This window comes from Micromonospora sp. BL1 (assembly GCF_003667485.1).
Lineage (GTDB): Bacteria > Actinomycetota > Actinomycetes > Mycobacteriales > Micromonosporaceae > Micromonospora > Micromonospora tulbaghiae.
In genome coordinates this window covers 25742-47141 of the sequence record NZ_RCVK01000352.1, presented here as the reverse complement: position 1 = coordinate 47141, position 21400 = coordinate 25742, and the positions used below count along the sequence as shown (strand labels likewise).

Annotated in this window: 17 protein-coding genes and 3 tRNA genes; 19 read left to right on the top strand and 1 reads right to left on the bottom strand. The window is 68.6% G+C overall.

Annotation, left to right across the window (positions count from 1 at the left end):
• The first annotated feature begins 68 nt into the window (after positions 1 to 68).
• The gene (locus EAD96_RS30900; RefSeq protein WP_147457935.1) at positions 69 to 1829 is read left to right on the top strand and encodes a hypothetical protein; all 1761 of its coding nucleotides are present in this window, start codon (positions 69 to 71) and stop codon (positions 1827 to 1829) included.
• Positions 1830 to 2155: 326 nt separating this feature from the next.
• On the opposite strand, the gene EAD96_RS26835 is transcribed toward EAD96_RS30900, so the two are convergent.
• Positions 2156 to 2710 carry a hypothetical protein gene (locus EAD96_RS26835; protein ID WP_199733313.1) on the bottom strand — a complete coding sequence of 185 codons (555 nt, stop codon included), beginning with the start codon at positions 2708 to 2710 and terminating at the stop codon, positions 2156 to 2158.
• Positions 2711 to 3201: 491 nt separating this feature from the next.
• Here EAD96_RS26835 and EAD96_RS31280 point away from each other — a divergent pair, with 491 nt between their 5' ends.
• From EAD96_RS31280 to EAD96_RS26750, 18 genes are all read left to right on the top strand, one after another.
• Positions 3202 to 3339 carry a hypothetical protein gene (locus tag EAD96_RS31280; protein WP_175438858.1) on the top strand — a complete coding sequence of 46 codons (138 nt, stop codon included), beginning with the start codon at positions 3202 to 3204 and terminating at the stop codon, positions 3337 to 3339.
• 50 nt (positions 3340 to 3389) lie between these two features.
• Positions 3390 to 5912, top strand: coding sequence for a bifunctional diguanylate cyclase/phosphodiesterase (locus EAD96_RS26830; protein ID WP_121686190.1), 2523 nt, complete (start codon positions 3390 to 3392; stop codon positions 5910 to 5912).
• A gap of 96 nt (positions 5913 to 6008) precedes the next feature.
• Positions 6009 to 6081 (top strand) — tRNA-Thr (locus tag EAD96_RS26825).
• A gap of 25 nt (positions 6082 to 6106) precedes the next feature.
• A tRNA-Met gene (locus EAD96_RS26820) sits at positions 6107 to 6179 on the top strand.
• A 130-nt stretch (positions 6180 to 6309) separates the two neighbouring features.
• Complete coding sequence (gene rpmG, locus EAD96_RS26815; protein WP_013288652.1) at positions 6310 to 6477, top strand: 50S ribosomal protein L33; 168 nt, start codon at positions 6310 to 6312, stop codon at positions 6475 to 6477.
• A gap of 121 nt (positions 6478 to 6598) precedes the next feature.
• Complete coding sequence (locus EAD96_RS26810) at positions 6599 to 7045, top strand: MaoC family dehydratase N-terminal domain-containing protein (RefSeq protein ID WP_120573077.1); 447 nt, start codon at positions 6599 to 6601, stop codon at positions 7043 to 7045.
• 4 nt (positions 7046 to 7049) lie between these two features.
• Entirely contained in the window at positions 7050 to 7442 is a 393-nt protein-coding gene (locus EAD96_RS26805; protein ID WP_030269317.1) for a MaoC family dehydratase, read from the top strand.
• A gap of 127 nt (positions 7443 to 7569) precedes the next feature.
• Positions 7570 to 7642: transfer RNA gene (locus tag EAD96_RS26800), tRNA-Trp, on the top strand.
• A gap of 214 nt (positions 7643 to 7856) precedes the next feature.
• Positions 7857 to 8249 (top strand): preprotein translocase subunit SecE, encoded by a 393-nt coding sequence (gene secE, locus EAD96_RS26795; protein ID WP_120573078.1) that lies wholly within the window; start codon positions 7857 to 7859, stop codon positions 8247 to 8249.
• Positions 8250 to 8284: 35 nt separating this feature from the next.
• The gene (nusG, locus tag EAD96_RS26790; RefSeq protein ID WP_073828961.1) at positions 8285 to 9007 is read left to right on the top strand and encodes a transcription termination/antitermination protein NusG; all 723 of its coding nucleotides are present in this window, start codon (positions 8285 to 8287) and stop codon (positions 9005 to 9007) included.
• A gap of 187 nt (positions 9008 to 9194) precedes the next feature.
• Positions 9195 to 9626 carry a 50S ribosomal protein L11 gene (gene rplK, locus EAD96_RS26785; protein WP_018784542.1) on the top strand — a complete coding sequence of 144 codons (432 nt, stop codon included), beginning with the start codon at positions 9195 to 9197 and terminating at the stop codon, positions 9624 to 9626.
• 83 nt (positions 9627 to 9709) lie between these two features.
• A complete protein-coding gene (gene rplA / locus EAD96_RS26780) occupies positions 9710 to 10426 on the top strand; it encodes a 50S ribosomal protein L1 (RefSeq protein ID WP_013288646.1) in 717 nt (238 codons plus the stop codon).
• Positions 10427 to 10508: 82 nt separating this feature from the next.
• Complete coding sequence (locus EAD96_RS26775) at positions 10509 to 11396, top strand: ATP-binding cassette domain-containing protein (protein ID WP_121686189.1); 888 nt, start codon at positions 10509 to 10511, stop codon at positions 11394 to 11396.
• A complete protein-coding gene (locus tag EAD96_RS26770) occupies positions 11393 to 12082 on the top strand; it encodes a hypothetical protein (protein ID WP_121686188.1) in 690 nt (229 codons plus the stop codon). The genes EAD96_RS26775 and EAD96_RS26770 overlap by 4 nt, the downstream gene beginning before the upstream one ends.
• A 315-nt stretch (positions 12083 to 12397) precedes the next feature.
• Positions 12398 to 12946 carry a 50S ribosomal protein L10 gene (gene rplJ, locus EAD96_RS26765; RefSeq protein ID WP_120573081.1) on the top strand — a complete coding sequence of 183 codons (549 nt, stop codon included), beginning with the start codon at positions 12398 to 12400 and terminating at the stop codon, positions 12944 to 12946.
• A 54-nt stretch (positions 12947 to 13000) separates the two neighbouring features.
• Entirely contained in the window at positions 13001 to 13387 is a 387-nt protein-coding gene (gene rplL / locus EAD96_RS26760; protein ID WP_120573082.1) for a 50S ribosomal protein L7/L12, read from the top strand.
• A gap of 575 nt (positions 13388 to 13962) precedes the next feature.
• A complete protein-coding gene (locus tag EAD96_RS26755; RefSeq protein WP_120573083.1) occupies positions 13963 to 17394 on the top strand; it encodes a DNA-directed RNA polymerase subunit beta in 3432 nt (1143 codons plus the stop codon).
• An 80-nt stretch (positions 17395 to 17474) separates the two neighbouring features.
• Positions 17475 to 21362, top strand: a complete 3888-nt coding sequence (locus tag EAD96_RS26750; RefSeq protein ID WP_120573084.1) for a DNA-directed RNA polymerase subunit beta' — start codon at positions 17475 to 17477, stop codon at positions 21360 to 21362.
• Positions 21363 to 21400: the final 38 nt, after the last annotated feature.

The following is a 21400-nucleotide window of genomic DNA, read 5'->3' as shown; positions in this document are numbered from 1 at the left end:
GTCCGCCAGGATGCTTTCGCGGACTTGGTACGCTCTGGTTGCCTGTCCACGCTAGCGGAGATTTAACGATGCCAGACGAATCGTCAAAGGACGCGCCAGTCAGTGATGAACTGTCCGAGGATGCAGGGGGTGGCGATGAGCTGTCGTCTTCTGGGCGGGGAAGGCCGGGTGCCGAGTTCTCGGCGGAGCGCTTCCAGGACAACTATCGCAGAGTCGCGGAGATTGGCGAAGGTCGCCGCTGGTACGACTTGCCGTACCGAGTTGTAAGTTGGCTCCTTTCCTCGCGGATGCGAAGCGTGATCCGGCCGCAAAAACTTCGGGAGCGCCTGGCTTACCTTTCGACCTACCTAGCAGTCTTCAATGATCATGAGCGGAATAAGAAGTGGGATCTCGATGATCCCCTGCATAATGTGAGAATTCCTCCTCAAGAGCACGTTTACGTGCCCGGCGTCTGGGTGGTTGAACTCTTCCCTCCGAGTCAATTCGCTTCGCTTGAGCAGGCTATTCGGAAGAGCGATTGGGACCGACGTCGGAGGTGGATTAACGACGACCGAGATAACCGGCGGTACCTGGAGCTTTCTCGGTCGGGTAAAGGGTGGTCTTGGTGGCGCCTAGCGGAGATCGCTCAGAAGGGTAGCAAGATTTGGTTCCCAGATGCGACTAGAGAGGACTTGCCAGAAGCTTTCGAGAGTGTGCAGCTAAAAGCCGTCCAAATTGGTGCAGGGTTGACGGCGGTTGTGGCCTTCTTCCGGTTGACTGATACTGCTGCTCATCGTCTCGACCGCGTGTGGCACGAGAAGCATGAGCCGAGGCTCGTGCTCGGCAAGGGCCTGCCGAGGGCTGAGGATCGACAATGGGCGTCGTTCAGGCTCACGCAGAAAGCGCGGCGCGCTTTGCACGATGCCGCCCGTGGATGGATGGCGGAGCGCTGCCCCGGCTACTTTGCGTCCTACAGCGAACCTCAGCCTTTGCTCGATCTGCTCCTGATGAATGAGTCCGACCCGGCCAAGGGGGAGCGTGTAGACCCAGAGCTTGCCGATGCGCTAAGGGCGATTGGCTTTACTGGTGATCTTCTCCACATCACCTCATCAGATCTACCCGGCATCCTTCTCTCGCCCGTCGACGGTCAGCTGTGCCGCACCCTTGAGGGGAAGCGGACATGGGGGCTCTGGGGGAATCGCAAAGTCATAGCCGCAATCCCTGGATACCTAGAGGGGCGCGGTGATGACGTTGATCGTGCGATTGCTCACTTTACTGACGGTCGTATCCGTAGCTTTTCGGTACTCCTTGCCATTTCTGGTTTTCTGGAGATCGCTGAATCGGAGTACGCGAAGCTGCGCGACAGTGCGCGAGCGCGACATCACACTTTCAAGGCGAATCGACTGAACTATCTGCGGCGAAGCCTTCTGACGCTTAGTCTGGACCTCACGAGCGTTGCTCGGGACGTTCAGGATTTCTGGAAGCGCAACTGGCGAGACGCCCATGATATAGAGTTCGTTGTCGACCGGGCTCCTTGGATCAATCAGGAGGATCAGGCGTTGGGGCGTGAACGGGTCGAGCCAATTATTATGAACAACGAGCTTCGCGAACGGCAGCAGAAGTGGTTCGACAAGCTGATTGAGGCCGATCGTGACTATCGCGATCTCTTATCGACGGTTGCGGCGCTCGGTGCGTCGGCTGACACCTACAAAATCAGCCGGGTGGCTCTTTGGGCCGCAATAGCATCTTTGGCTATTGCGGTGGTCACGCTCCTGTTGGCCGAGGTGAAGGATCAGAACGTACTTAGCGCGGTACTTCTATGGTTGGCGCGGGTTCTTGAGGCTCGCTGAGTACCAGCCGTAGCGCGAGGACGTTCGGACCGGCGTACACGGCGTTGTCCGTCCACTCTGTAGCTCCCGCTCCCCAGCCTGTGCGACCGTTGCGCCCCTGCCGAGTGGCTTGAAGCCCTCCACATGTTGCATGTGTGTCGCCGTGTCCTGGTTGACACCCGTTTCTGCTGGTCAGCGGCCTGCTTGTGGCGCACTGTAAATCCGTCGCGAAAGCTGCAGAGGTTCGAATCCTCAACCCGCCACCAGGTGCAGATGCGGGCCCCGGACCAGCAGAGATGCTGATCGGGGGCCGTTGTCGTTGATCCGGTGGGCCCAGCCGCCGGCAGCTAGCTGTGACCGCCGGAGAGTGGGGCGGCTGATCTTGTGGTCTGACTGCTCTGCTGAGGTTGTGAACGGCGGCGATGGTCCTCAGCAGCGGTCACGCGCCGCGCCTCGGCGAGAACGCGTGCATCGATGTCTGTCTCGGTCTCCTCGCCGAACTCCAGCGTGTCGTAGTCGTCGTCGAGCAGGACCAGCTCTTCCGCGAGCGGCGTGCCGTCGTGTCCGATCACCGAGTGGGCCCACCGCGCCAGCTCACGCGGAGTGAGGGCGCCCGCGAGAAGTCTGCTTGCCATTACGCGTACGGCAGCGTCCTCGCCTACCTGGCTGCCCTGGGGGAAGTAGGTCAGGCCGAGTTCGTCGAGGGCTGGTTCGAGCCACTGGATCAGTTCCTGACTGCCGGCGGAGGGCGAGACGCCGGCCAGGATTCGCAGCGACGGGCTGTCGACGCCTGCCACGAGGCAGTCACAGGCGGCCTCGATCACCTCGGCCGCCGTGCACTGGCGGATGCTCCAGAGGGCGGTGGCGTCCTGGAGGCGAGTGAGCGGGTCCTCGACGGGCATCGGCACATGGTCCGCCACCGGAGCCGACCGGTCATCCCGATATCCGCCACCGCCTGCCGTCCGGCGACAACCCTGGCCCGGGGCCTCGACGGCCACCTGGTGCACCCTGAGCTGTTCCGGCGTGAATGAGGGAATCATCCTCTGGCGTTCATGACAGGGGCAGGTATGGTGGTCAATGCCCGCGGGTCCGGTGGCAACCCACCGGACGGATCGGCCAGGTCGAGCCGGCCGGGCGACCCAGGGTTGGTGGTGTGGGGTTTCGCGTGACTTGATCCCCTTCGTGGGTGAAGGTGGGAATCCGCAATGGACGAAGCGGCCGACGTCCCTTCACCCCCATGACCTGGCTGCGTGTCGTGCTCGGCCGGGCCGAACGGCGGAACCTGACAGCTACTCGGGCTGGGCGGGCCCTCTCCGCTTTTCTGCCCCTCAGGCTTGTGGCACGATCGGGAAACCTTCACCATCCCTGTGGCAATCTCCCGACAGGAGCAATCATGTCTGGTCGAACGCTGGGCCGGCTGCTTGGCTCGCTCCTCGTGCTCGCCGCCGTCGCAGGCGCCTTCGGCATCCTCCCCGGTACCGGTGCCGTGCAACTCGCCGACATCGTCTGGACGATGGACACCCCGCGCTGAATCATCGAGTCGCCTGCTAGCCGGCAGGCGACGTCTCGGGTAGGAGGGGCATGGTAGGCCAGGGCCGACCTCGAAGGTCGACGGAACGTGCCTGGCTCGTCACTGCCCCTCTGGCTCTGCTGGCGGTGGTCTTCAGCACGTGCATCGCCCTGGTGGCGGACCACCCGTTCGGCAAGTGGCCGCTCGCCTTCGTGTTCTTCGTCGTCATGGCGGGGATCAGCTTCGCGGTGCTGAACGTCTACGTCCGGCGCCAGTCGGTGGGCGTGACGCTCACCGAGGTGCCACTCATCGTGGCGCTCTACTTCCTGCCCCCGTTGAGTGTCGTACTGATCTACACGCTCTCGGTGCTGATCTGGAGCGCCTCGCACCGCTTCGGTGCGGCGAAGCTCTGGTTCAACGTCGCCAAGGCCGCCGCCGCCACCTCGCTGGCCAGCCTCGTACTCCTGGCGCTGCCGCCGCTGCGCGGTGTCGGACCGGGGACGTGGGGTTCCCTGTTCCTCGCCGTCTGCGTGGTCACGCTGGTCAGCCTCGTGAGCGTGGTCGGTGTGCACGTGCTGCTCCAGGGTTGGCAGGCCGGGCGGGACGCGCTGCGCAGCATGCCGACGGCTCTGCTCACCGCCGCCATCAACGTGGCGATCGGCCTGCTCGTCCTGATCGCCCTGAAGACGACGTGGTGGTCGGCGTTGCTGCTCGCCGCCCTCTTCAGCGGCCTGGTCCTGGTCTACCGCTCCTACTCCCAGTTCTTCCGGCAGCACCGGACGCTGGCCGGGATGTACGAGCTCACCCGTCTTCTCGCCTCCGGCACCGAGCGGTCGCTCGCCGACATCCTGCTCGACCGGGTGCGCGCGCTGATGCAGGCCGAGTACGCGACGCTCTGGCTGCCCGCCCAGGGGCGGCATCCCGAGGTGCTGCTCACCGCCCGGGTGGACACGCCCGGCCTGCTGGACCTGGCGCCCACCCCGGCGAGCCTGCGCCAGCAGGTGCACAAGAAGGGTCGTACCCTCTCGATCGGCCGCTGGCTCGGCGGAGATCCGGCGTTGCGGCAGGCCGCGGGGGAGGAGCGGGTCAAGGACGCCATCGTGGTGCCGCTGCGGTCCGGCCAGGCCGTGATCGGCACGCTGGAGGTGACCAACCGGCTCAGCGACATCGGCCACTTCGCTCCCGGCGACATCCCCGTCTTCGAGACGGTCGCCGCGCACGCCGCGGTGGCGCTGGAGAACTCGCGCCTGGTCGACCGGCTGCGGCACGACGCCGACCACGACGCGCTCACCGGGCTGCCGAACCGGCGGCGTCTCACCTCGTCGGTGGCGGAGGCGGTCAAGATCCGCGCGCCGGGCGAGGTGGTGGCGCTGCTGCTCTTCGACGTGGACCGGTTGCGCCAGGTGAACGAGTCGCTGGGCCACGCCGCCGGCGACAAGGTGCTCATGGAGGTGGCCGAGCGGCTGCGCTCCTGCGCGCCCTCCTCGGCGCTCGTCGGCCGGGCCGGTGGGGACGAGTTCCTGGTGACGCTCCGGCTGGAGAGCACCGAGGCGGCCCTGGAGCTGGCGGCCCAGCTGCGGGAGCAGATCCGCGACGAGATGGTCTTCGACGCGCTCACCCTGGACGTGGACACGGTCGTCGGGGTGGCCGTCCACCCGGACCACGGCAGCGACGCGGTGGCGCTGCTGCAACGCGTCGACCTGGCGGCCACCGCGGCCAAGTCGGTACCGGGCAGCGTGCAGCTCTACAGCCCGGCGCTGGAGTCCCGGTCGCTGCGCCGGCTCGGTCTCGCCGGCGACCTGCAACGGGCGCTGGACGAGGGCGAGCTGGAGGTCTACTTCCAGCCCAAGGTCACGCTGCGGGACCGCCGCCTGGTGGGCGTGGAGTGCCTGGCCCGGTGGGAGCACCCGGCGCACGGCAGCGTCGCCCCGGACGACTTCGTGGCGGTGGCCGAGCACACCGGCCAGCTCGGCCGGCTCACCGAGTTCGTGCTCCGGGAGAGCCTGCGGCGCAGCCGCGACTGGAGCCACGGCGAACAGCCGCTGTCCGTCGCGGTCAACCTCGCCGCGCGTACGCTCACCGACCAGCACTTCCCGGCGCTCGTACGCGATCTGCTGGCCGAGTACGGCGTACCGCCGCAGCGGCTGACGCTGGAGGTCACCGAGGCGGGTGTCCTGGACGGCACCGAACGTCCCATACCGACCCTGCGCAGCCTGCGTGACCTCGGTGTCCGCCTCTCGGTCGACGACTTCGGCACCGGTAACTCGTCGTTGGCGCAGCTGCGCCGGCTGCCGGTGCACGAGGTGAAGGTGGACCGGTCGTTCGTGCAGGGCATGGCCACCGATCCGGGCGACCTGGCGATCGTCAACGCGGTGGTGACGCTGTCCCAGCAGTTCGGCTTGGCGGTGGTCGCCGAGGGCGTGGAGAGCGAGCTGACGCTGGAGCTGCTCCAGGACATCGGCTGCGAGATCGGCCAGGGCTTCCTGTTCAGCCGCCCTCTGCCGTACGAGCGGCTGGAGGCCTGGTTCGGCGCCCAGGTCGACCCGGAGACGGTGGTCGCGGGGGAGCTGCCGCGCCTGCGAGTGGTGCCCTGACCAGGGCGGACATGCACCTGGGGGATCCGATTTCACCTGCGCGACGCGGTCGTGTACTGTTTCCTCTGCGCGACACCCCCCGGGGTGATCGAGCAGGCCCCCTTAGCTCAGTCGGCAGAGCGTCTCCATGGTAAGGAGAAGGTCTACGGTTCGATTCCGTAAGGGGGCTCAGAGGGTCCGGCTGGACCCGCCACGGCGGTGTAGCTCAGATGGCAGAGCAAGCGGCTCATAATCGCTGTGTCGCCGGTTCAAGTCCGGCCACCGCTACTCTCGTCCTCCGGGCCCAGCCCGGTGGCCGGTGGGACGGGCGCCACAGGCGCCCACTTTGCATGTCCGCGTCGTCAGCGCGTAGGCTGACGCGCTGTAGTTGTTCCGTGAGCGAGGAAGGCACTCCGCCGTGGCGAAGGCGACCGATGTTCGGCCGAAGATCACTTTGGCGTGTGTGGAGTGCAAGGAGCGCAACTACATCACGCGCAAGAACCGCCGTAACGACCCGGACCGCATCGAGCTGAAGAAGTTCTGCCCCCGGGACGGCAAGCACACCGTCCACCGCGAGACCCGCTGATCGCGGCCGGCGCAGCCGGCTCGCAGCAGCTTTCTCGAACGCCGATTCGCCCTGACGGGTGGCCTCCGGGTCGCCCGACCGGGCGGATCGGCGTTCGTGTTTTCCGTGTAGGTTCGGCGGCATGTCCCTGGACCCGTCCTTCGTCGGCCGGACGTACCCGCCGACCGCCCCCTATCAGGTGGGCCGAGAAAAGATCCGCGAGTTCGCCGCCGCAGTCGGCGCGACCGACCCGGCCCACCACGATCCGGAGGCGGCCCGGTCGCTCGGCCACGCCGACGTGGTGGCGCCGCCGACGTTCCCGGTGGTCGTCACCATGGCGGCGAGCCGGCAGATCGTCGAGGACCCGGCGCTCGGCGTCGACTACAGCCGTGTGGTGCACGGCGACCAGCGGTTCGCGTACACCCGGCCGGTGGTGGCCGGGGACGAGCTGGTGTGCGTGAGCACCATCGAGGAGGTCACCAGCCGGGGCGGGCACGGCTTCCTGACCACCCGCACGGACGTGAGCACGGTGGACGGTGAGCCGGTGGTCGCCGTCTGGTCCAAGATCGTCGTACGCGGGGAGGCCTGAGGACATGGAGCTGCCCACCCAGACGTACCGGGTGACCCGCGCGGACCTGGTCCGCTACGCGGGCGCCTCGGGCGACTTCAACCCGATCCACTGGAGCGACCGCACCGCCACCGGCGTCGGGCTGCCGGGCGTCATCGCCCACGGCATGTTCACCATGGCCCTGGTCGGCCGGGCGGTGGCCGGCTGGGCCGGCGCGCCGGACGCGGTGGTCGACTTCGGCGTCCGGTTCACCCGCCCGGTGGTCGTCCCGGACACCGACGAGGGCACCGAGATCGAGGTGTCAGCGGTCGTCAAGGAGGTCACCGAAGAGGGCCTGACCAGGCTCGACATCACCGCCACCTGTCAGGGTGAGAAGGTGCTGTCGCAGGCTCGGGCGCTGATCCGCACGACGCGCTGAGGGTCCGCCCGACGCGCGAGGGGCAGACCGGTTGGGAAAGTCGCACGACTACCCGTACACTGGTCCGCCGTGGGGCAAGTGACCCCCGCTCGGCACAACGTGTCCGGGCGGAGGTGAGTTGCCGCACAGGGGTGTAGCTCAATTGGCAGAGCAGCGGTCTCCAAAACCGCAGGCTGCAGGTTCAAGTCCTGTCACCCCTGCGCCTCAGGCCTGACCGTTCCGTGGGTCGCGCCGCCCTCACCGGTGGCGTCCGGCCCGTGGTGGTGGCACCGGTGGGGTGGTTCCGAGGCGTTCGGGCCCTCCCGGCCGGTCCGCCGGCCGCGGCCCGTCGCGGGACGGTTGGTCCGGCCGGCGTGACCAACACGCCGCGCACGCCGCCCGGCGTGCGACCCCATATCCCGCACGGAGGGCGAAGTGGCCGAGAGCAAGCGCCGCGGCGAGGACGACGGCGACGAGCGTCTGAACGACGACGCGACCGTCGACGACGTGGCCGACGACGACGCCACCGACGCGGACGAGCCGGTCTCCCGGGGTGGCACCGCGACCCGTAAGCGGGCGCAGGCCGAGCCGGCCGAGGGCCGGAAGACCCGCAAGGACACCGAGCGGATCGGGCTGTTCGCCCGCATCGCGCGGTTCTTCCGCGAGGTCGTGGCCGAGCTGCGTAAGGTCATCTGGCCGACCCGCAAGGAGTTGCTGACCTACACGGCCGTGGTGGTCACCTTCGTCGCGGTGATGCTGGCGATCGTGGCCGGCCTGGACTACGGCTTCGCCAAGGCGGTGCTGTGGGTCTTCGGCGAGTCCAGCTGACCTGCGGACAGCGATACTGACGGAAGTGAGCGAGCGTGCCTGAGTACGACGAGACCGCCGGAACCCCGGACGAGCAGTCCACGGTGGCGACGGCGGCCAACAACGAGTCGGTCGAGGCCGCCAGCGAGCCGGAGTTCCCGACCACCGAGCCGGCCCCGGACGAGGACTTCGACCCGGTCGCCGAGCTGCGCCAGAAGCTGCGCTACGCGCCCGGCGACTGGTACGTGGTGCACTCGTACGCCGGCTACGAGAACAAGGTCAAGACCAACCTCGAGACCCGGATCACCTCCCTCGACATGGAGGACTTCATCTACCAGGTCGAGGTGCCGACCCGGGAAGAGGTCGAGGTCAAGAACGGCAAGCGGTCGCAGGTCCAGGCGAAGGTCTTCCCGGGCTACATCCTGGTCCGGATGGAGCTGACCGCCGAGTCCTACTCCTGCGTCCGGAACACCCCGGGGGTCACCGGCTTCGTCGGCGCGACCGACCGGGCCGACCGGCCGGCGCCGCTCAGCCTCGACGAGGTGCTCAAGTGGCTGGCACCGGCGGTCGAGACCGAGCAGAAGAAGGCCAAGCCCGAGGTCAAGGTCCTCGACTTCGAGGTCGGCGACTCGGTCACCGTCACCGACGGCGCGTTCGCGTCGCTGCCGGCGACGATCAGCGAGATCAACGCCGATCAGCAGAAGCTCAAGGTGCTGGTGTCGATCTTCGGCCGGGAGACCCCGGTCGAGCTGAACTTCAACCAGGTCGCCAAGATCTGACGTACGTCGGCACCGGCGGCCCGCCCCTTCCGGGGTGGCCGCCGGTGCGCCGTTTCGCCATCCGCCGACCTCGGCGCGGAGGGTGGCCGACGGCTGCGCTACCCTAGAACGTCGGCTGTCCGCACCGTGCTGACCGTGCGCGCCCGCGGACCGGCGAGAATCCCAGTTCCAAGCCCCAGGAAGAGACATGCCTCCGAAGAAGAAGCTCGTCAAGACGTTCACGCTTCAGCTGCCGGCGGGCCAGGCCACCCCGGCGCCGCCGGTCGGCCCCGCGCTCGGCCAGCACGGCGTGAACATCATGGAGTTCTGCAAGTCCTACAACGCGCAGACCGAGTCCCAGCGGGGCGACATCGTCCCCGCCGAGATCAGCGTCTACGAGGACCGCACGTTCACCTTCGTGCTGAAGACCCCGCCCGCCGCCCGGCTGCTGATCAAGGCCGCCGGCGTGCCGAAGGGCTCGGGCGTCCCGCACAAGGAGAAGGTCGGCTCGGTCACCCGCGCCCAGCTGCGTGAGATCGCCGAGAAGAAGATGGCGGACCTCAACGCCAACGACATCGACCAGGCCGAGAAGATCATCGCCGGCACCGCCCGGTCGATGGGCCTGACCGTCGCCGACTGACCTCGGTACCCGCTCCACCCGATCTGTTCGTGGGAGGGCCGCGAGTGACGCGCGCCCGCCAGAGACCACAGGAGTCACCAGAAATGCAGCGCAGCAAGAGCTACCGCAAGGCCGCGGACGTCATCGACCGGTCGAAGCTCTACACCCCGGTCGAGGCCGTCAAGCTGGCCAAGGAGACCACCAACGTCAAGTTCGACGCCACGGTCGAGGTCGCGATGCGCCTCGGCGTCGACCCCCGCAAGGCGGACCAGATGGTCCGCGGCACGGTCAACCTGCCGCACGGCACCGGTAAGACCGCCCGCGTGATCGTCTTCGCCGCCGGCGCGAAGGCCGAGGAGGCCGTCGCCGCGGGTGCGGACGAGGTGGGCACCGACGAGCTGGTCGCCCGTATCCAGGGCGGTTGGCTGGACTTCGACGCGGCGATCGCCACGCCCGACCAGATGGCCAAGATCGGCCGGATCGCGCGGATCCTGGGCCCGCGCGGTCTGATGCCGAACCCGAAGACCGGCACCGTGACCATGGACGTCACCAAGGCCGTCTCGGACATCAAGGGCGGTAAGATCACCTTCCGGGTGGACAAGCACTCCAACCTGCACCTGATCATCGGCAAGGCCTCCTTCTCGGAGAACCAGCTGGTGGACAACTACGCCGCGGTGCTGGACGAGGTGCTGCGGGCCAAGCCGTCCGCGGCCAAGGGCACGTACCTCAAGAAGGTCACCCTCACCACCACCATGGGCCCGGGCGTCCCGGTCGACCCGAAGGTCGTGAAGAACTTCCAGGAGGGCTCGGCCGAGGGCTGAGCACGCGTACTCCCGAACGGGGCCCCGCCACCACGTCGTGGCGGGGCCCCGTTCGTTCGTCCGGTGTGGCACGCTCGGGCGCATGCGGCTCGACGGCGTCTGGCTCCGCTACCACAGGCAGGGCCCGTGGGTGCTGCGACAGGTCGATGTCGCGATCGGTCCCGGTGAGGTCGCGGTCGTGCTCGGCCGCAACGGCGCCGGCAAGTCCACTCTGCTCCAGCTCGCCGCCGGGGTGCTGCGCCCGAGCCGGGGCCGGGTGGCCGACCGGCCGCCGGTCGTCGGCTGGGTGCCGGAGCGTTTCCCCGCCGACCAGCCGTTCACCGTCGGGGCCTACCTGTCCGCCATGGGCCGCGTCGCCGGCCTGCCCGGCCCCGCCGCCGACCGGGCGGTGCGCCACTGGGCGGAGCGGCTGGGCCTGACCCGCTTCCACGACGTCCGCCTGCCGCGGCTGTCCAAGGGCACCGCGCAGAAGGTCGGCCTGGCGCAGGCGCTGCTGCGCCCGCCCGGCCTGCTGGTGCTCGACGAGCCGTGGGAGGGGCTGGACGCCACCGCCCGCGAGTCGGTCCCCGAGATCATCGGCGAGGTGCTGGCCGACGGCGGCACGGTGTTGGTCAGCGACCACCGGGGCGAGACGGTCCGGCTCCCCGGCGCCCGGCACCTGTCGGTCACCGACGGCACGGTGACCGAGGAGGCGTCGTCGGGCGGCGCGGCCGTCGCCGTGGTCGAGCTGGCGGTGCCGGCCGCCGGGCTGGCCGCCGCCGTCGCCCGCCTGCGCGCCGACGGCCACCAGATCCTTCGGGTACGCGAACACGCCGTCCCGCCCCCGGCCACGCACCCGGTGCCGGCCTCCGCCGGCCCGTCGGGCACCGGCGGGTCGGGCGGCGCGTCCGCCGCTGGTTCCCCGGACCGGGCCGACGCCGGGGCCGGGGACTCCGGCCGACCCGGGCCGGCGCCGGAGGTGGCCCGGTGATCGCGCTGGTCCGCCTGCGGCTGACCGGCTTCCTGCGTACCGGACGGGCGCTGGCACCGGTGCTGGCCGGCCTGCTCGTCCTCGGCGTCCTCTACGGCGGTGGCCGGGCCCGGCCGGCGGAGGCCTACGGCGTCTCCGCCGTGGTGCTGTTCCCGGTGCTGGCCTGGCAGACCAAGATCCTGCTTGACGTGGAACCGGACGTGCAGCGCCGGATGGCCCGGGTGGTGGTCGGGCCGGGCCGGGAACGGGCGGCCGGGCTGCTCGCGGCGCTGGTGGCCGGGCTCGCCGTGGTGCTCGTCGCGCTGGCGCTGCCGTGGCCGCTCGGCGGGGTCACCGCGACAGTCGGGCCGGGGGATCGGCCGGTGCTGGTGGGGGTGGCGCTCGGGCTCTGGGCCCACCTGCTGGCCCTGCCCGCGGCGGTGGCGCTGGGCGCACTGGCGAGCCGGGCCGTGACCCGCAGCGCCGGCTACGGGGTGGCGGTGCTGGTGACCGGCGCGGTCGGGGTCGTGGTGCTCGGGCTCTCCGGCTCGGTCGCGCCGTGGGTGGTCCCGCCGGTCATGGCGACCGCGCGGGCGCTCACCGGGCCGGTCGCGGCCGGGGCCGGTCTGCTGCTCACCGGCTGGGCGGTGGCCTGGACGGCGGTGGCGCTGACCGGCTACGCCTGGGCGCGGCGCAGCCGGGCGTGAACCCGGGTGACCGGGAGCACAACCGGCGATTTGGTGCTGCGGCGCACGTCGCGTAACCTGGTGCGGTAGTTCCACCCAGAGACCGCTGGTCACCGTGCTCCGGCACGGTCGAAGGTCCCGCGACGACGGGCGACCCGCGCAGGGCGGTAAGCGAAACTCGGTGTCACGCATGGTCCGCCGACTGTGCCAGTGTCCCGGCCCTCGCCCCGTGCGCCCTGCGCCGGGGCTTTTTCGTTGTCGTGATGCCTCCGCCGCCGTCGTCGAGCCTCGGCTCGCCGCCGGCGTACCAGCTCCGAGTAACGAGAGAGGAGGGACATGGCGGACAAGCCGATCCGGGCCGACAAGGCCACGGCCGTCGCCGAGCTGACCGAGAGCTTCCGCAACGCGGGAGCGACCGTGCTGACCGAGTACCGCGGGCTCACGGTTTCGCAGCTCACCCAGCTGCGGCGCTCGCTCGGCAAGGAGACCAGCTACACGGTCGCGAAGAACACGCTGGCGAAGCGTGCCGCGACCGATGCGGGCATCTCCGGCCTCGACGAGCTGTTCTCCGGTCCTACCGCGCTGACTTTCGTTTCGGGCGACGTCGTCGAGGCGGCGAAGGGGCTTCGCGACTTCGCGAAGGCCAACCCGAAGCTCGTCATCAAGGGCGGTGTCTTCGAGGGCAAGGCCATTTCCGCGGCCGAGGTCACGAAGCTCGCCGACCTGGAGTCCCGCGAGGTGCTGCTGGCCAAGCTGGCCGGCGCGATGAAGGGCAACCTGAGCAAGGCCGCGGCCCTGTTCCAGGCGCCGCTCTCCAAGGCCGCCCGCGCGGCGGCCGCCCTGGCGGACAAGAAGCGCGAGCAGGAGGGCGCCGAGGCGGCCTGAGGCCCTCCCGGCGCACCACGTTCTTAGTTTTCATTGCGAGAAAGGACGCCAGACATGGCGAAGCTCAGCACCGACGAGCTGCTCGACGCGTTCAAGGAGATGACGCTGATCGAGCTCTCTGAGTTCGTGAAGCAGTTCGAGGAGACCTTCGAGGTCACCGCCGCCGCTCCGGTCGCCGTCGCCGGCCCGGCCGGCCCGGGTGCCCCGGCCGCCGAGGCCGAGCCGGAGAAGGACGAGTTCGACGTCGTCCTCGACGCCGACGGTGGCAAGAAGATCCAGGTCATCAAGGTCGTGCGTGAGCTGACCGGCCTGGGCCTCAAGGAGGCCAAGGACCTGGTCGAGGCCGCGCCGAAGGCCGTCCTGGAGAAGGTCAACAAGGAGACCGCCGAGAAGGCCAAGGCCAAGCTCGAGGGTGAGGGCGCCAAGGTCACCATGAAGTGACCTTGCTCCACCTGACGCGCGTCCGGCTCACGTGAGCCGGGGCACACCGCGTCGCGGCGGGCGGCGATCCGGGGGACCGGGTCGCCGCCCGCCGTGTTGGTGCCACCCGCCGGCGGACGGCGTGAGCAGGGCGTACAGCGTCCTCTCATCGGCCGGTCAGCGACGTCTGTCGGTAGCCCGTCGGTGGGAAAGACACCCCGAGCGGTAACCGGGCCTTGACGCGGCACGGGCCTGCCAGGCACGCTGAACATCAGCAAGACCTTCCGCGCTTGCAACGGCCGCCTCTCGGGTAAAGGCAACGGCAGCACCACCGCCGCGGCACCCGAGCGGACCGGCAGGAGCGTCGCGTTCCGAGCGGCCCGGTCGACCCGGTTTTCCGAGGTCCCAGGGCTTGTTCCGCGACGACCTGCGGGGTGGGCTGGACAGCGGTTAGCCTCTCGGCTACACTGCTAGTTTGCGCTGCCTTCCGACTTGACCCCTGCTCGGAAATGTCCGATTGTGGATATTTCTGGTGGGGTCATTGGAGTGCACGCGTACCAGCCGTTCTGCAGCACCGGTCCTCGGAAGGACGCATCTTGGCAGCTTCCCGCCCTGCGAAGACCAGTCGTACGTCGAGCGCATTCGCGCCCCGCCGAGTTTCTTTCGGTCGGATCACCGAACACCTCGAGGTCCCCAACCTCCTCGCCATTCAGAACGAGTCCTTCGACTGGCTCGTCGGCAACGAGGCTTGGCAGGGCCGGTCGGCGGACGACCCGCACGCACGCTCGGGTCTCGCGGAGATCCTCGACGAGATCAGTCCCATTGAGGACTTCTCCGGCACCATGTCGCTCTCCTTCTCGGCTCCGCGCTTCGACGAGGTCAAGGCCTCGATCGAGGAGTGCAAGGAGAAGGACCTGACCTACTGCGCGCCGCTGTTCGTGACCGCGGAGTTCACCAACAACACCACTGGCGAGATCAAGAGCCAGACGGTGTTCATGGGTGACTTCCCGATGATGACGCCGAAGGGCACCTTCATCATCAACGGCACCGAGCGCGTCGTGGTCAGCCAGCTCGTCCGCTCGCCGGGCGTGTACTTCGACAAGCAGCCGGACAAGACCTCCGACCGCGACCTCTCCAGCGTCAAGGTCATCCCGAGCCGGGGTGCCTGGCTGGAGTTCGACATCGACAAGCGCGACACGGTCGGCGTTCGCATCGACCGCAAGCGCCGCCAGGCCGTCACCGTCCTGCTCAAGGCCATCGGGTGGTCCGCCGAGCGCATCCGTGAGAAGTTCGGCTGGTCCGAGCTCATGATGACCACGCTCGAGAAGGACCACATCGCCGGCCAGGACGAGGCCCTGCTCGACATCTACCGGAAGCTCCGCCCTGGCGAGCCGCCGACCCGTGAGAACGCCCAGACCCTGCTCGACAACCTCTTCTTCAACCCGAAGCGGTACGACGTCGCCAAGGTCGGGCGCTACAAGTTCAACAAGAAGCTCGAGCTGGACGTGCCGATCACCACCGGCACGCTCACCGAGGACGACATCGTCGCGACCGTGGAGTACCTCTGCCGGCTGCACGCCGGTGAGGAGGGCTACGAGGCCGACGACATCGACCACTTCGGCAACCGTCGCCTGCGTACCGTGGGCGAGCTGATCCAGAACCAGGTCCGGGTGGGTCTCTCCCGGATGGAGCGGGTCGTCCGCGAGCGGATGACCACCCAGGACGTCGAGGCGATCACGCCGCAGACCCTGATCAACATCCGCCCGGTGGTGGCGGCGATCAAGGAGTTCTTCGGTACGTCGCAGCTGTCCCAGTTCATGGACCAGACCAACCCGCTGGCGGGTCTGACCCACCGGCGCCGGCTGAGCGCGCTCGGCCCGGGTGGTCTGTCCCGCGAGCGGGCCGGCTTCGAGGTCCGGGACGTGCACCCGTCCCACTACGGCCGGATGTGCCCGATCGAGACGCCGGAAGGCCCGAACATCGGCCTGATCGGCGCGCTGTCCACGTTCGCCCGGGTCAACCCGTTCGGCTTCATCGAGACGCCGTACCGGAAGGTCATCGACGGCCGGGTCACCGACCAGATCGACTACCTGACCGCGGACGAGGAGGACCGGTTCGTCAAGGCGCAGGCCAACGCCCCGCTGAAGTCGGACGGCACCTTCGCCGAGGACCGCGTCCTGGTCCGCCGTAAGGGCGGCGAGACCGAGGACGTCGCGCCGGGCGCGGTGGACTACATGGACGTGTCTCCGCGGCAGATGACCTCGGTCGCCACCGCGATGATCCCGTTCCTGGAGCACGACGACGCGAACCGCGCGCTCATGGGCGCGAACATGCAGCGTCAGGCGGTGCCGCTGGTCAAGGCCGAGGCCCCGCTGGTCGGTACGGGCATGGAGTACCGCGCTGCGGTGGACGCCGGCGACGTGGTCGTCGCCGAGGTCGGCGGTGTGGTCGAGGACCTCTGCGCGGACTACATCACGGTCCACCAGGACGACGGTCACCGCCGGACGTACCTGCTGCACAAGTTCCGCCGCTCCAACGCCGGCTCCTGCGTCAACCAGAAGCCGGTCGTCTTCGAGGGCGACCGCGTCGAGGCCGGCCAGGTCATCGCCGACGGTCCGTGTACCGACGAGGGCGAGATGGCGCTCGGACGCAACCTGCTGGTGGCGTTCATGTGCTGGGAGGGCCACAACTACGAGGACGCGATCATCCTGTCGCAGCGCCTCGTGCAGCAGGACGTGCTCACCTCGATCCACATCGAGGAGCACGAGGTCGACGCCCGGGACACCAAGCTGGGCCCGGAGGAGATCACCCGCGACATCCCGAACGTCAGCGAGGAGATGCTCGCCGACCTCGACGAGCGCGGCATCATCCGGATCGGCGCCGAGGTCGTCCCCGGCGACATCCTGGTCGGGAAGGTCACGCCGAAGGGCGAGACCGAGCTGACCCCCGAGGAGCGGCTGCTCCGCGCGATCTTCGGTGAGAAGGCGCGCGAGGTCCGTGACACCTCGCTGAAGGTGCCGCACGGCGAGACCGGCACGGTCATCGGTGTGCGTACCTTCTCCCGCGAGGACGGCGACGAGCTGCCCCCGGGCGTCAACGAGCTGGTGCGGGTCTACGTGGCCCAGAAGCGCAAGATCCAGGACGGTGACAAGCTCGCGGGCCGCCACGGCAACAAGGGCGTCATCTCCAAGATCCTGCCGATCGAGGACATGCCGTTCCTGGAGGACGGCACCCCGGTCGACATCGTGCTGAACCCGCTCGGTGTGCCGTCCCGGATGAACATCGGCCAGGTCCTGGAGACCCACCTCGGGTGGGTGGCCAAGACCGGCTGGAGCGTGGACGGCGACGACGAGGAGTGGAAGCGTCAGCTCCGCTCGATCGAGGCGCACGAGTCCGAGCCGGACACCAACGTGGCCACTCCGGTCTTCGACGGTGCCCGCGAGGAGGAGATCTCCGGTCTGCTGGCGTCGACCCTGCCCAACCGGGACGGCAAGCAGCTGATCGGCCGCACGGGTAAGGCGCAGCTGTTCGACGGTCGCTCCGGCGAGCCGCTGCCGGACCCGATCGCGGTCGGCTACGTCTACATCCTGAAGCTCAACCACCTGGTCGACGACAAGATCCACGCCCGGTCGACCGGCCCGTACTCGATGATCACGCAGCAGCCGCTGGGTGGTAAGGCGCAGTTCGGTGGCCAGCGCTTCGGTGAGATGGAGTGCTGGGCCATGCAGGCGTACGGCGCCGCCTACGCCCTGCAGGAGCTGCTGACCATCAAGTCCGACGACGTCCTGGGCCGGGTCAAGGTCTACGAGGCGATCGTCAAGGGCGAGAACATCCCCGAGCCGGGCATCCCGGAGTCGTTCAAGGTGCTGCTCAAGGAGCTGCAGTCGCTGTGCCTCAACGTCGAGGTGCTCTCCAGCGACGGTGTGGCCCTGGAGATGCGCGAGACCGACGACGAGGTGTTCCGGGCGGCGGAGGAGCTGGGCATCGACCTGTCCCGGCGCGAGCCGAGCTCGGTCGAAGAGGTCTGAGGTGGTGATCCGGGGCAGGGTCACCCTGCCCCGGATCCCACTCGTTAGCTAGCAGTACAGACGACGACATAGGGGACATAGTGCTCGACGTCAACTTCTTCGACGAGCTGCGCATCGGCCTCGCCACCGCTGACGACATCCGTCAGTGGTCCCACGGCGAGGTCAAGAAGCCCGAGACCATCAACTACCGCACCCTCAAGCCGGAGAAGGACGGGCTCTTCTGCGAGAAGATCTTCGGTCCGCAGCGGGACTGGGAGTGCTACTGCGGTAAGTACAAGCGGGTCCGCTTCAAGGGCATCATCTGCGAGCGCTGCGGCGTCGAGGTGACCCGCTCCAAGGTTCGCCGGGAGCGGATGGGTCACATCGAGCTGGCCGCTCCGGTGACCCACATCTGGTACTTCAAGGGCGTGCCGAGCCGGCTGGGCTACCTGCTGGACCTCGCCCCGAAGGATCTCGAAAAGATCATCTACTTCGCCTCGTACGTCGTGACGAGCGTGGACGCCGAAGCGCGTCACCGCGACCTCTCGACCATCGAGAACGAGATCCTGGCCGAGAAGCGGCAGGCCGAGAACAGCCGCGACTCGGAGATCGAGAAGCGGGCCGCCAAGCTGGAGGCCGACCTGGCCGAGCTGGAGGCCGAGGGCGCGAAGGCGGACGTCCGGCGCAAGGTCAAGGAGGGCGGAGAGCGCGAGATGCGCCAGATCCGCGACCGGGCCCAGCGCGAGATCGACCGCCTCGACGAGGTCCTCGACACCTTCCGCAAGCTGGAGCCGAAGCAGCTGGTCACCGACGAGCTGCTCTACCGCGAGCTGCGCGACCGCTTCGGTGAGTACTTCACCGGCAGCATGGGCGCCGAGGCGATCAAGGCCCTGGTCCAGAACATGGACCTGGAGGCCGAGGCGGAGAACCTCCGCGAGACCATCCGCTCCGGCAAGGGTCAGCGGAAGATCCGGGCGCTCAAGCGGCTCAAGGTCGTCGCGGCGTTCCAGAACACCCGCAACTCGCCGCTCGGCATGGTGCTGGACTGCGTCCCGGTCATCCCGCCGGACCTGCGCCCGATGGTGCAGCTCGACGGTGGCCGCTTCGCGACCTCGGACCTGAACGACCTGTACCGGCGTGTGATCAACCGGAACAACCGCCTCAAGCGGCTGATCGACCTCGGCGCGCCCGAGATCATCGTCAACAACGAGAAGCGGATGCTCCAGGAGGCCGTCGACGCGCTGTTCGACAACGGCCGTCGCGGTCGTCCGGTCACCGGCCCGGGTAACCGGCCGCTGAAGTCGCTGTCCGACATGCTCAAGGGCAAGCAGGGCCGGTTCCGTCAGAACCTGCTCGGCAAGCGCGTCGACTACTCCGGCCGTTCGGTCATCGTGGTCGGCCCGAAGCTCAAGCTGCACCAGTGCGGCCTGCCCAAGCAGATGGCGCTGGAGCTGTTCAAGCCGTTCGTGATGAAGCGGCTGGTCGACCTCAACCACGCGCAGAACATCAAGTCCGCCAAGCGGATGGTCGAGCGGCAGCGGCCGGTCGTGTGGGACGTGCTGGAAGAGGTCATCGGCGAGCACCCGGTTCTGCTGAACCGCGCGCCGACCCTGCACCGTCTGGGCATCCAGGCCTTCGAGCCGCAGCTGGTCGAGGGCAAGGCCATCCAGATCCACCCGCTGGTCTGCACCGCGTTCAACGCCGACTTCGACGGTGACCAGATGGCGGTCCACGTGCCGCTGTCCGCCGAGGCCCAGGCCGAGGCGCGGATCCTGATGCTGTCGTCGAACAACATCCTCAAGCCGGCCGACGGCAAGCCGGTCACCATGCCGACCCAGGACATGGTCATCGGTCTGTACCACCTCACCCACCTCACTCCGGGGGGCAAGGGCGAGGGCCGGGCGTTCAGCTCGGACGCCGAGGCGCGGATGGCGTACGACAACGGTGAGCTGCACCTGCAGGCACCGGTCCGGATCCGGCTGCGCGACGTCGTCGGTGTGGACAACGGCGCCGGCGCCGAGCCCTGGACCCCCGCCGAGGGGTGGACCGAGGGCGAGCCGGTGACGGTGGAGACCACGCTGGGCCGGGTCCTGTTCAACGAGACGCTGCCCCCGGGCTACCGCTTCGTGAACTACGAGATCCGCAAGGGCCAGCTCTCCGCGATCGTCAACGACCTCGCCGAGCGCTTCCCGAAGGTGGCCCTGGCGGCCACCCTGGACGGGCTCAAGGAGGCCGGTTTCCACTGGGCCACCTGGTCCGGCGTCACCATCGGCATGGAGGACGTCATCGCTCCGCCGCGCAAGCGGGAGATCCTGGAGCGGTACGAGAAGGAAGCCGACCGGATCGACAAGCAGTACCAGCGTGGTCTGATGACCGCCGAGGAGCGCCGCGGCGAGCTCATCGAGATCTGGACCAAGGCGACCAACGAGGTCGCCAAGGAGATGGACACCGCGCTGCCGCAGGAGAACCCGCTGTGGAAGATGATCAACTCGGGTGCCCGCGGTAACCTGCTCCAGCTCCGGCAGATCGCGGCGATCCGTGGTCTGGTGGCCAACCCGAAGGGCGAGATCATCCCGCGGCCGATCAAGGCCTCGTACCGGGAGGGTCTGTCCGTGCTGGAGTACTTCATCTCCACGCACGGTGCCCGTAAGGGTCTCGCGGACACCGCCCTGCGTACCGCCGACTCGGGTTACCTGACCCGGCGTCTGGTGGACGTCTCGCAGGACGTCATCATCCGCGAGGAGGACTGCGGCACCGACCGTGCCATCCCGATGCAGATCGGGGAGCGGATCGACGGCAAGCTGGTCGTGCACGAGCACGCCGAGACCAGCGTGCACGCCCGGACGCTCGCCGACGACATCAAGGGTCCGGACGGCACCGTGGTGGCCCACCGTGGCCAGGACATCAACTCGATCCTGGTGGACGCGATCGTCGCCGCCGGGACCGAGACGGTGCGGGTGCGCAGCGTGCTCACCTGCGAGTCGAAGCTGGGCGTCTGCGGTGCGTGCTACGGCCGTTCGCTGCCGACCGGCAAGACCGTGGACGTCGGCGAGGCGGTCGGCATCATCGCCGCCCAGTCGATCGGTGAGCCGGGTACGCAGCTGACGATGCGTACCTTCCACACCGGTGGTGTCGCGGGTGAGGACATCACCCAGGGTCTGCCCCGTGTCCAGGAGATCTTCGAGGCCCGGGTGCCGAAGGGTAAGGCGCCCATCGCCGACACCCCCGGTCGCATCCGGATCGAGGACGGCGAGCGGTCCCGCAAGATCGTGGTCATCCCGGACGACGGCAGCGACGAGATCGTCTACGACAAGATCTCGAAGCGGGTCCGGCTCCGGGCGCACGACGGCGACCACGTCGAGGTCGGCGAGAAGCTCACCGAGGGCACCATCGACCCGCACGAGCTGCTGCGCATCCTCGGCCCGCGCGCGGTCCAGGTCCACCTGACCCAGGAGGTCCAGGAGGTCTACCGCTCGCAGGGTGTGCTCATCCACGACAAGCACATCGAGATCATCATCCGCCAGATGCTCAAGCGGGTGACGGTCATCGACTCCGGCTCGACCGAGTTCCTGCCGGGTGTGCTCGTCGACCGGGCGCTGTTCGAGTCGGAGAACCGCCGGCTCGTCGGCGAGGGTGGCGAGCCCGCCGCCGGTCGCCCGGTGCTGATGGGTATCACCAAGGCCTCGCTGGCCACTGACTCCTGGCTGTCGGCGGCCTCCTTCCAGGAGACCACCCGGGTGCTGACGGACGCGGCGATCCACGCCCGCAGCGACTCGCTGATCGGCCTCAAGGAGAACGTGATCATCGGTAAGCTCATCCCGGCCGGTACGGGCATCAGCAAGTACCGCAACGTCCGGGTCGAGCCGACCGAGGAGGCGAAGGCCAAGGTCTACTCGATGACCGGCTACCCGGAGACCGACTACGGCTTCGGGCCGGCCAGCGGCCAGGCGGTTCCGCTGGACGACTTCGACTTCGGGTCGTACCGCTAAGCAGTAGGAACGACGAGGCCCCCGGCATCCGCCGGGGG

Excerpts from the sequence above, each read along its gene's own strand:
- rplL (WP_120573082.1), top strand. The coding sequence starts at position 13,001 with ATGGCGAAGCTCAGCACCGACGAGCTGCTCGACGCGTTCAAGGAGATG.
- EAD96_RS31280 (WP_175438858.1), top strand. The coding sequence starts at position 3,202 with ATGTCTGGTCGAACGCTGGGCCGGCTGCTTGGCTCGCTCCTCGTGCTC.
- EAD96_RS26830 (WP_121686190.1), top strand. The coding sequence starts at position 3,390 with ATGGTAGGCCAGGGCCGACCTCGAAGGTCGACGGAACGTGCCTGGCTC.
- EAD96_RS26835 (WP_199733313.1), bottom strand. The coding sequence starts at position 2,710 with ATGCCCGTCGAGGACCCGCTCACTCGCCTCCAGGACGCCACCGCCCTC.
- rplK (WP_018784542.1), top strand. The coding sequence starts at position 9,195 with ATGCCTCCGAAGAAGAAGCTCGTCAAGACGTTCACGCTTCAGCTGCCG.
- rplJ (WP_120573081.1), top strand. The coding sequence starts at position 12,398 with ATGGCGGACAAGCCGATCCGGGCCGACAAGGCCACGGCCGTCGCCGAG.
- EAD96_RS26810 (WP_120573077.1), top strand. The coding sequence starts at position 6,599 with ATGTCCCTGGACCCGTCCTTCGTCGGCCGGACGTACCCGCCGACCGCC.
- rplA (WP_013288646.1), top strand. The coding sequence starts at position 9,710 with ATGCAGCGCAGCAAGAGCTACCGCAAGGCCGCGGACGTCATCGACCGG.
- EAD96_RS26805 (WP_030269317.1), top strand. The coding sequence starts at position 7,050 with ATGGAGCTGCCCACCCAGACGTACCGGGTGACCCGCGCGGACCTGGTC.
- EAD96_RS26775 (WP_121686189.1), top strand. The coding sequence starts at position 10,509 with ATGCGGCTCGACGGCGTCTGGCTCCGCTACCACAGGCAGGGCCCGTGG.
- EAD96_RS30900 (WP_147457935.1), top strand. The coding sequence starts at position 69 with ATGCCAGACGAATCGTCAAAGGACGCGCCAGTCAGTGATGAACTGTCC.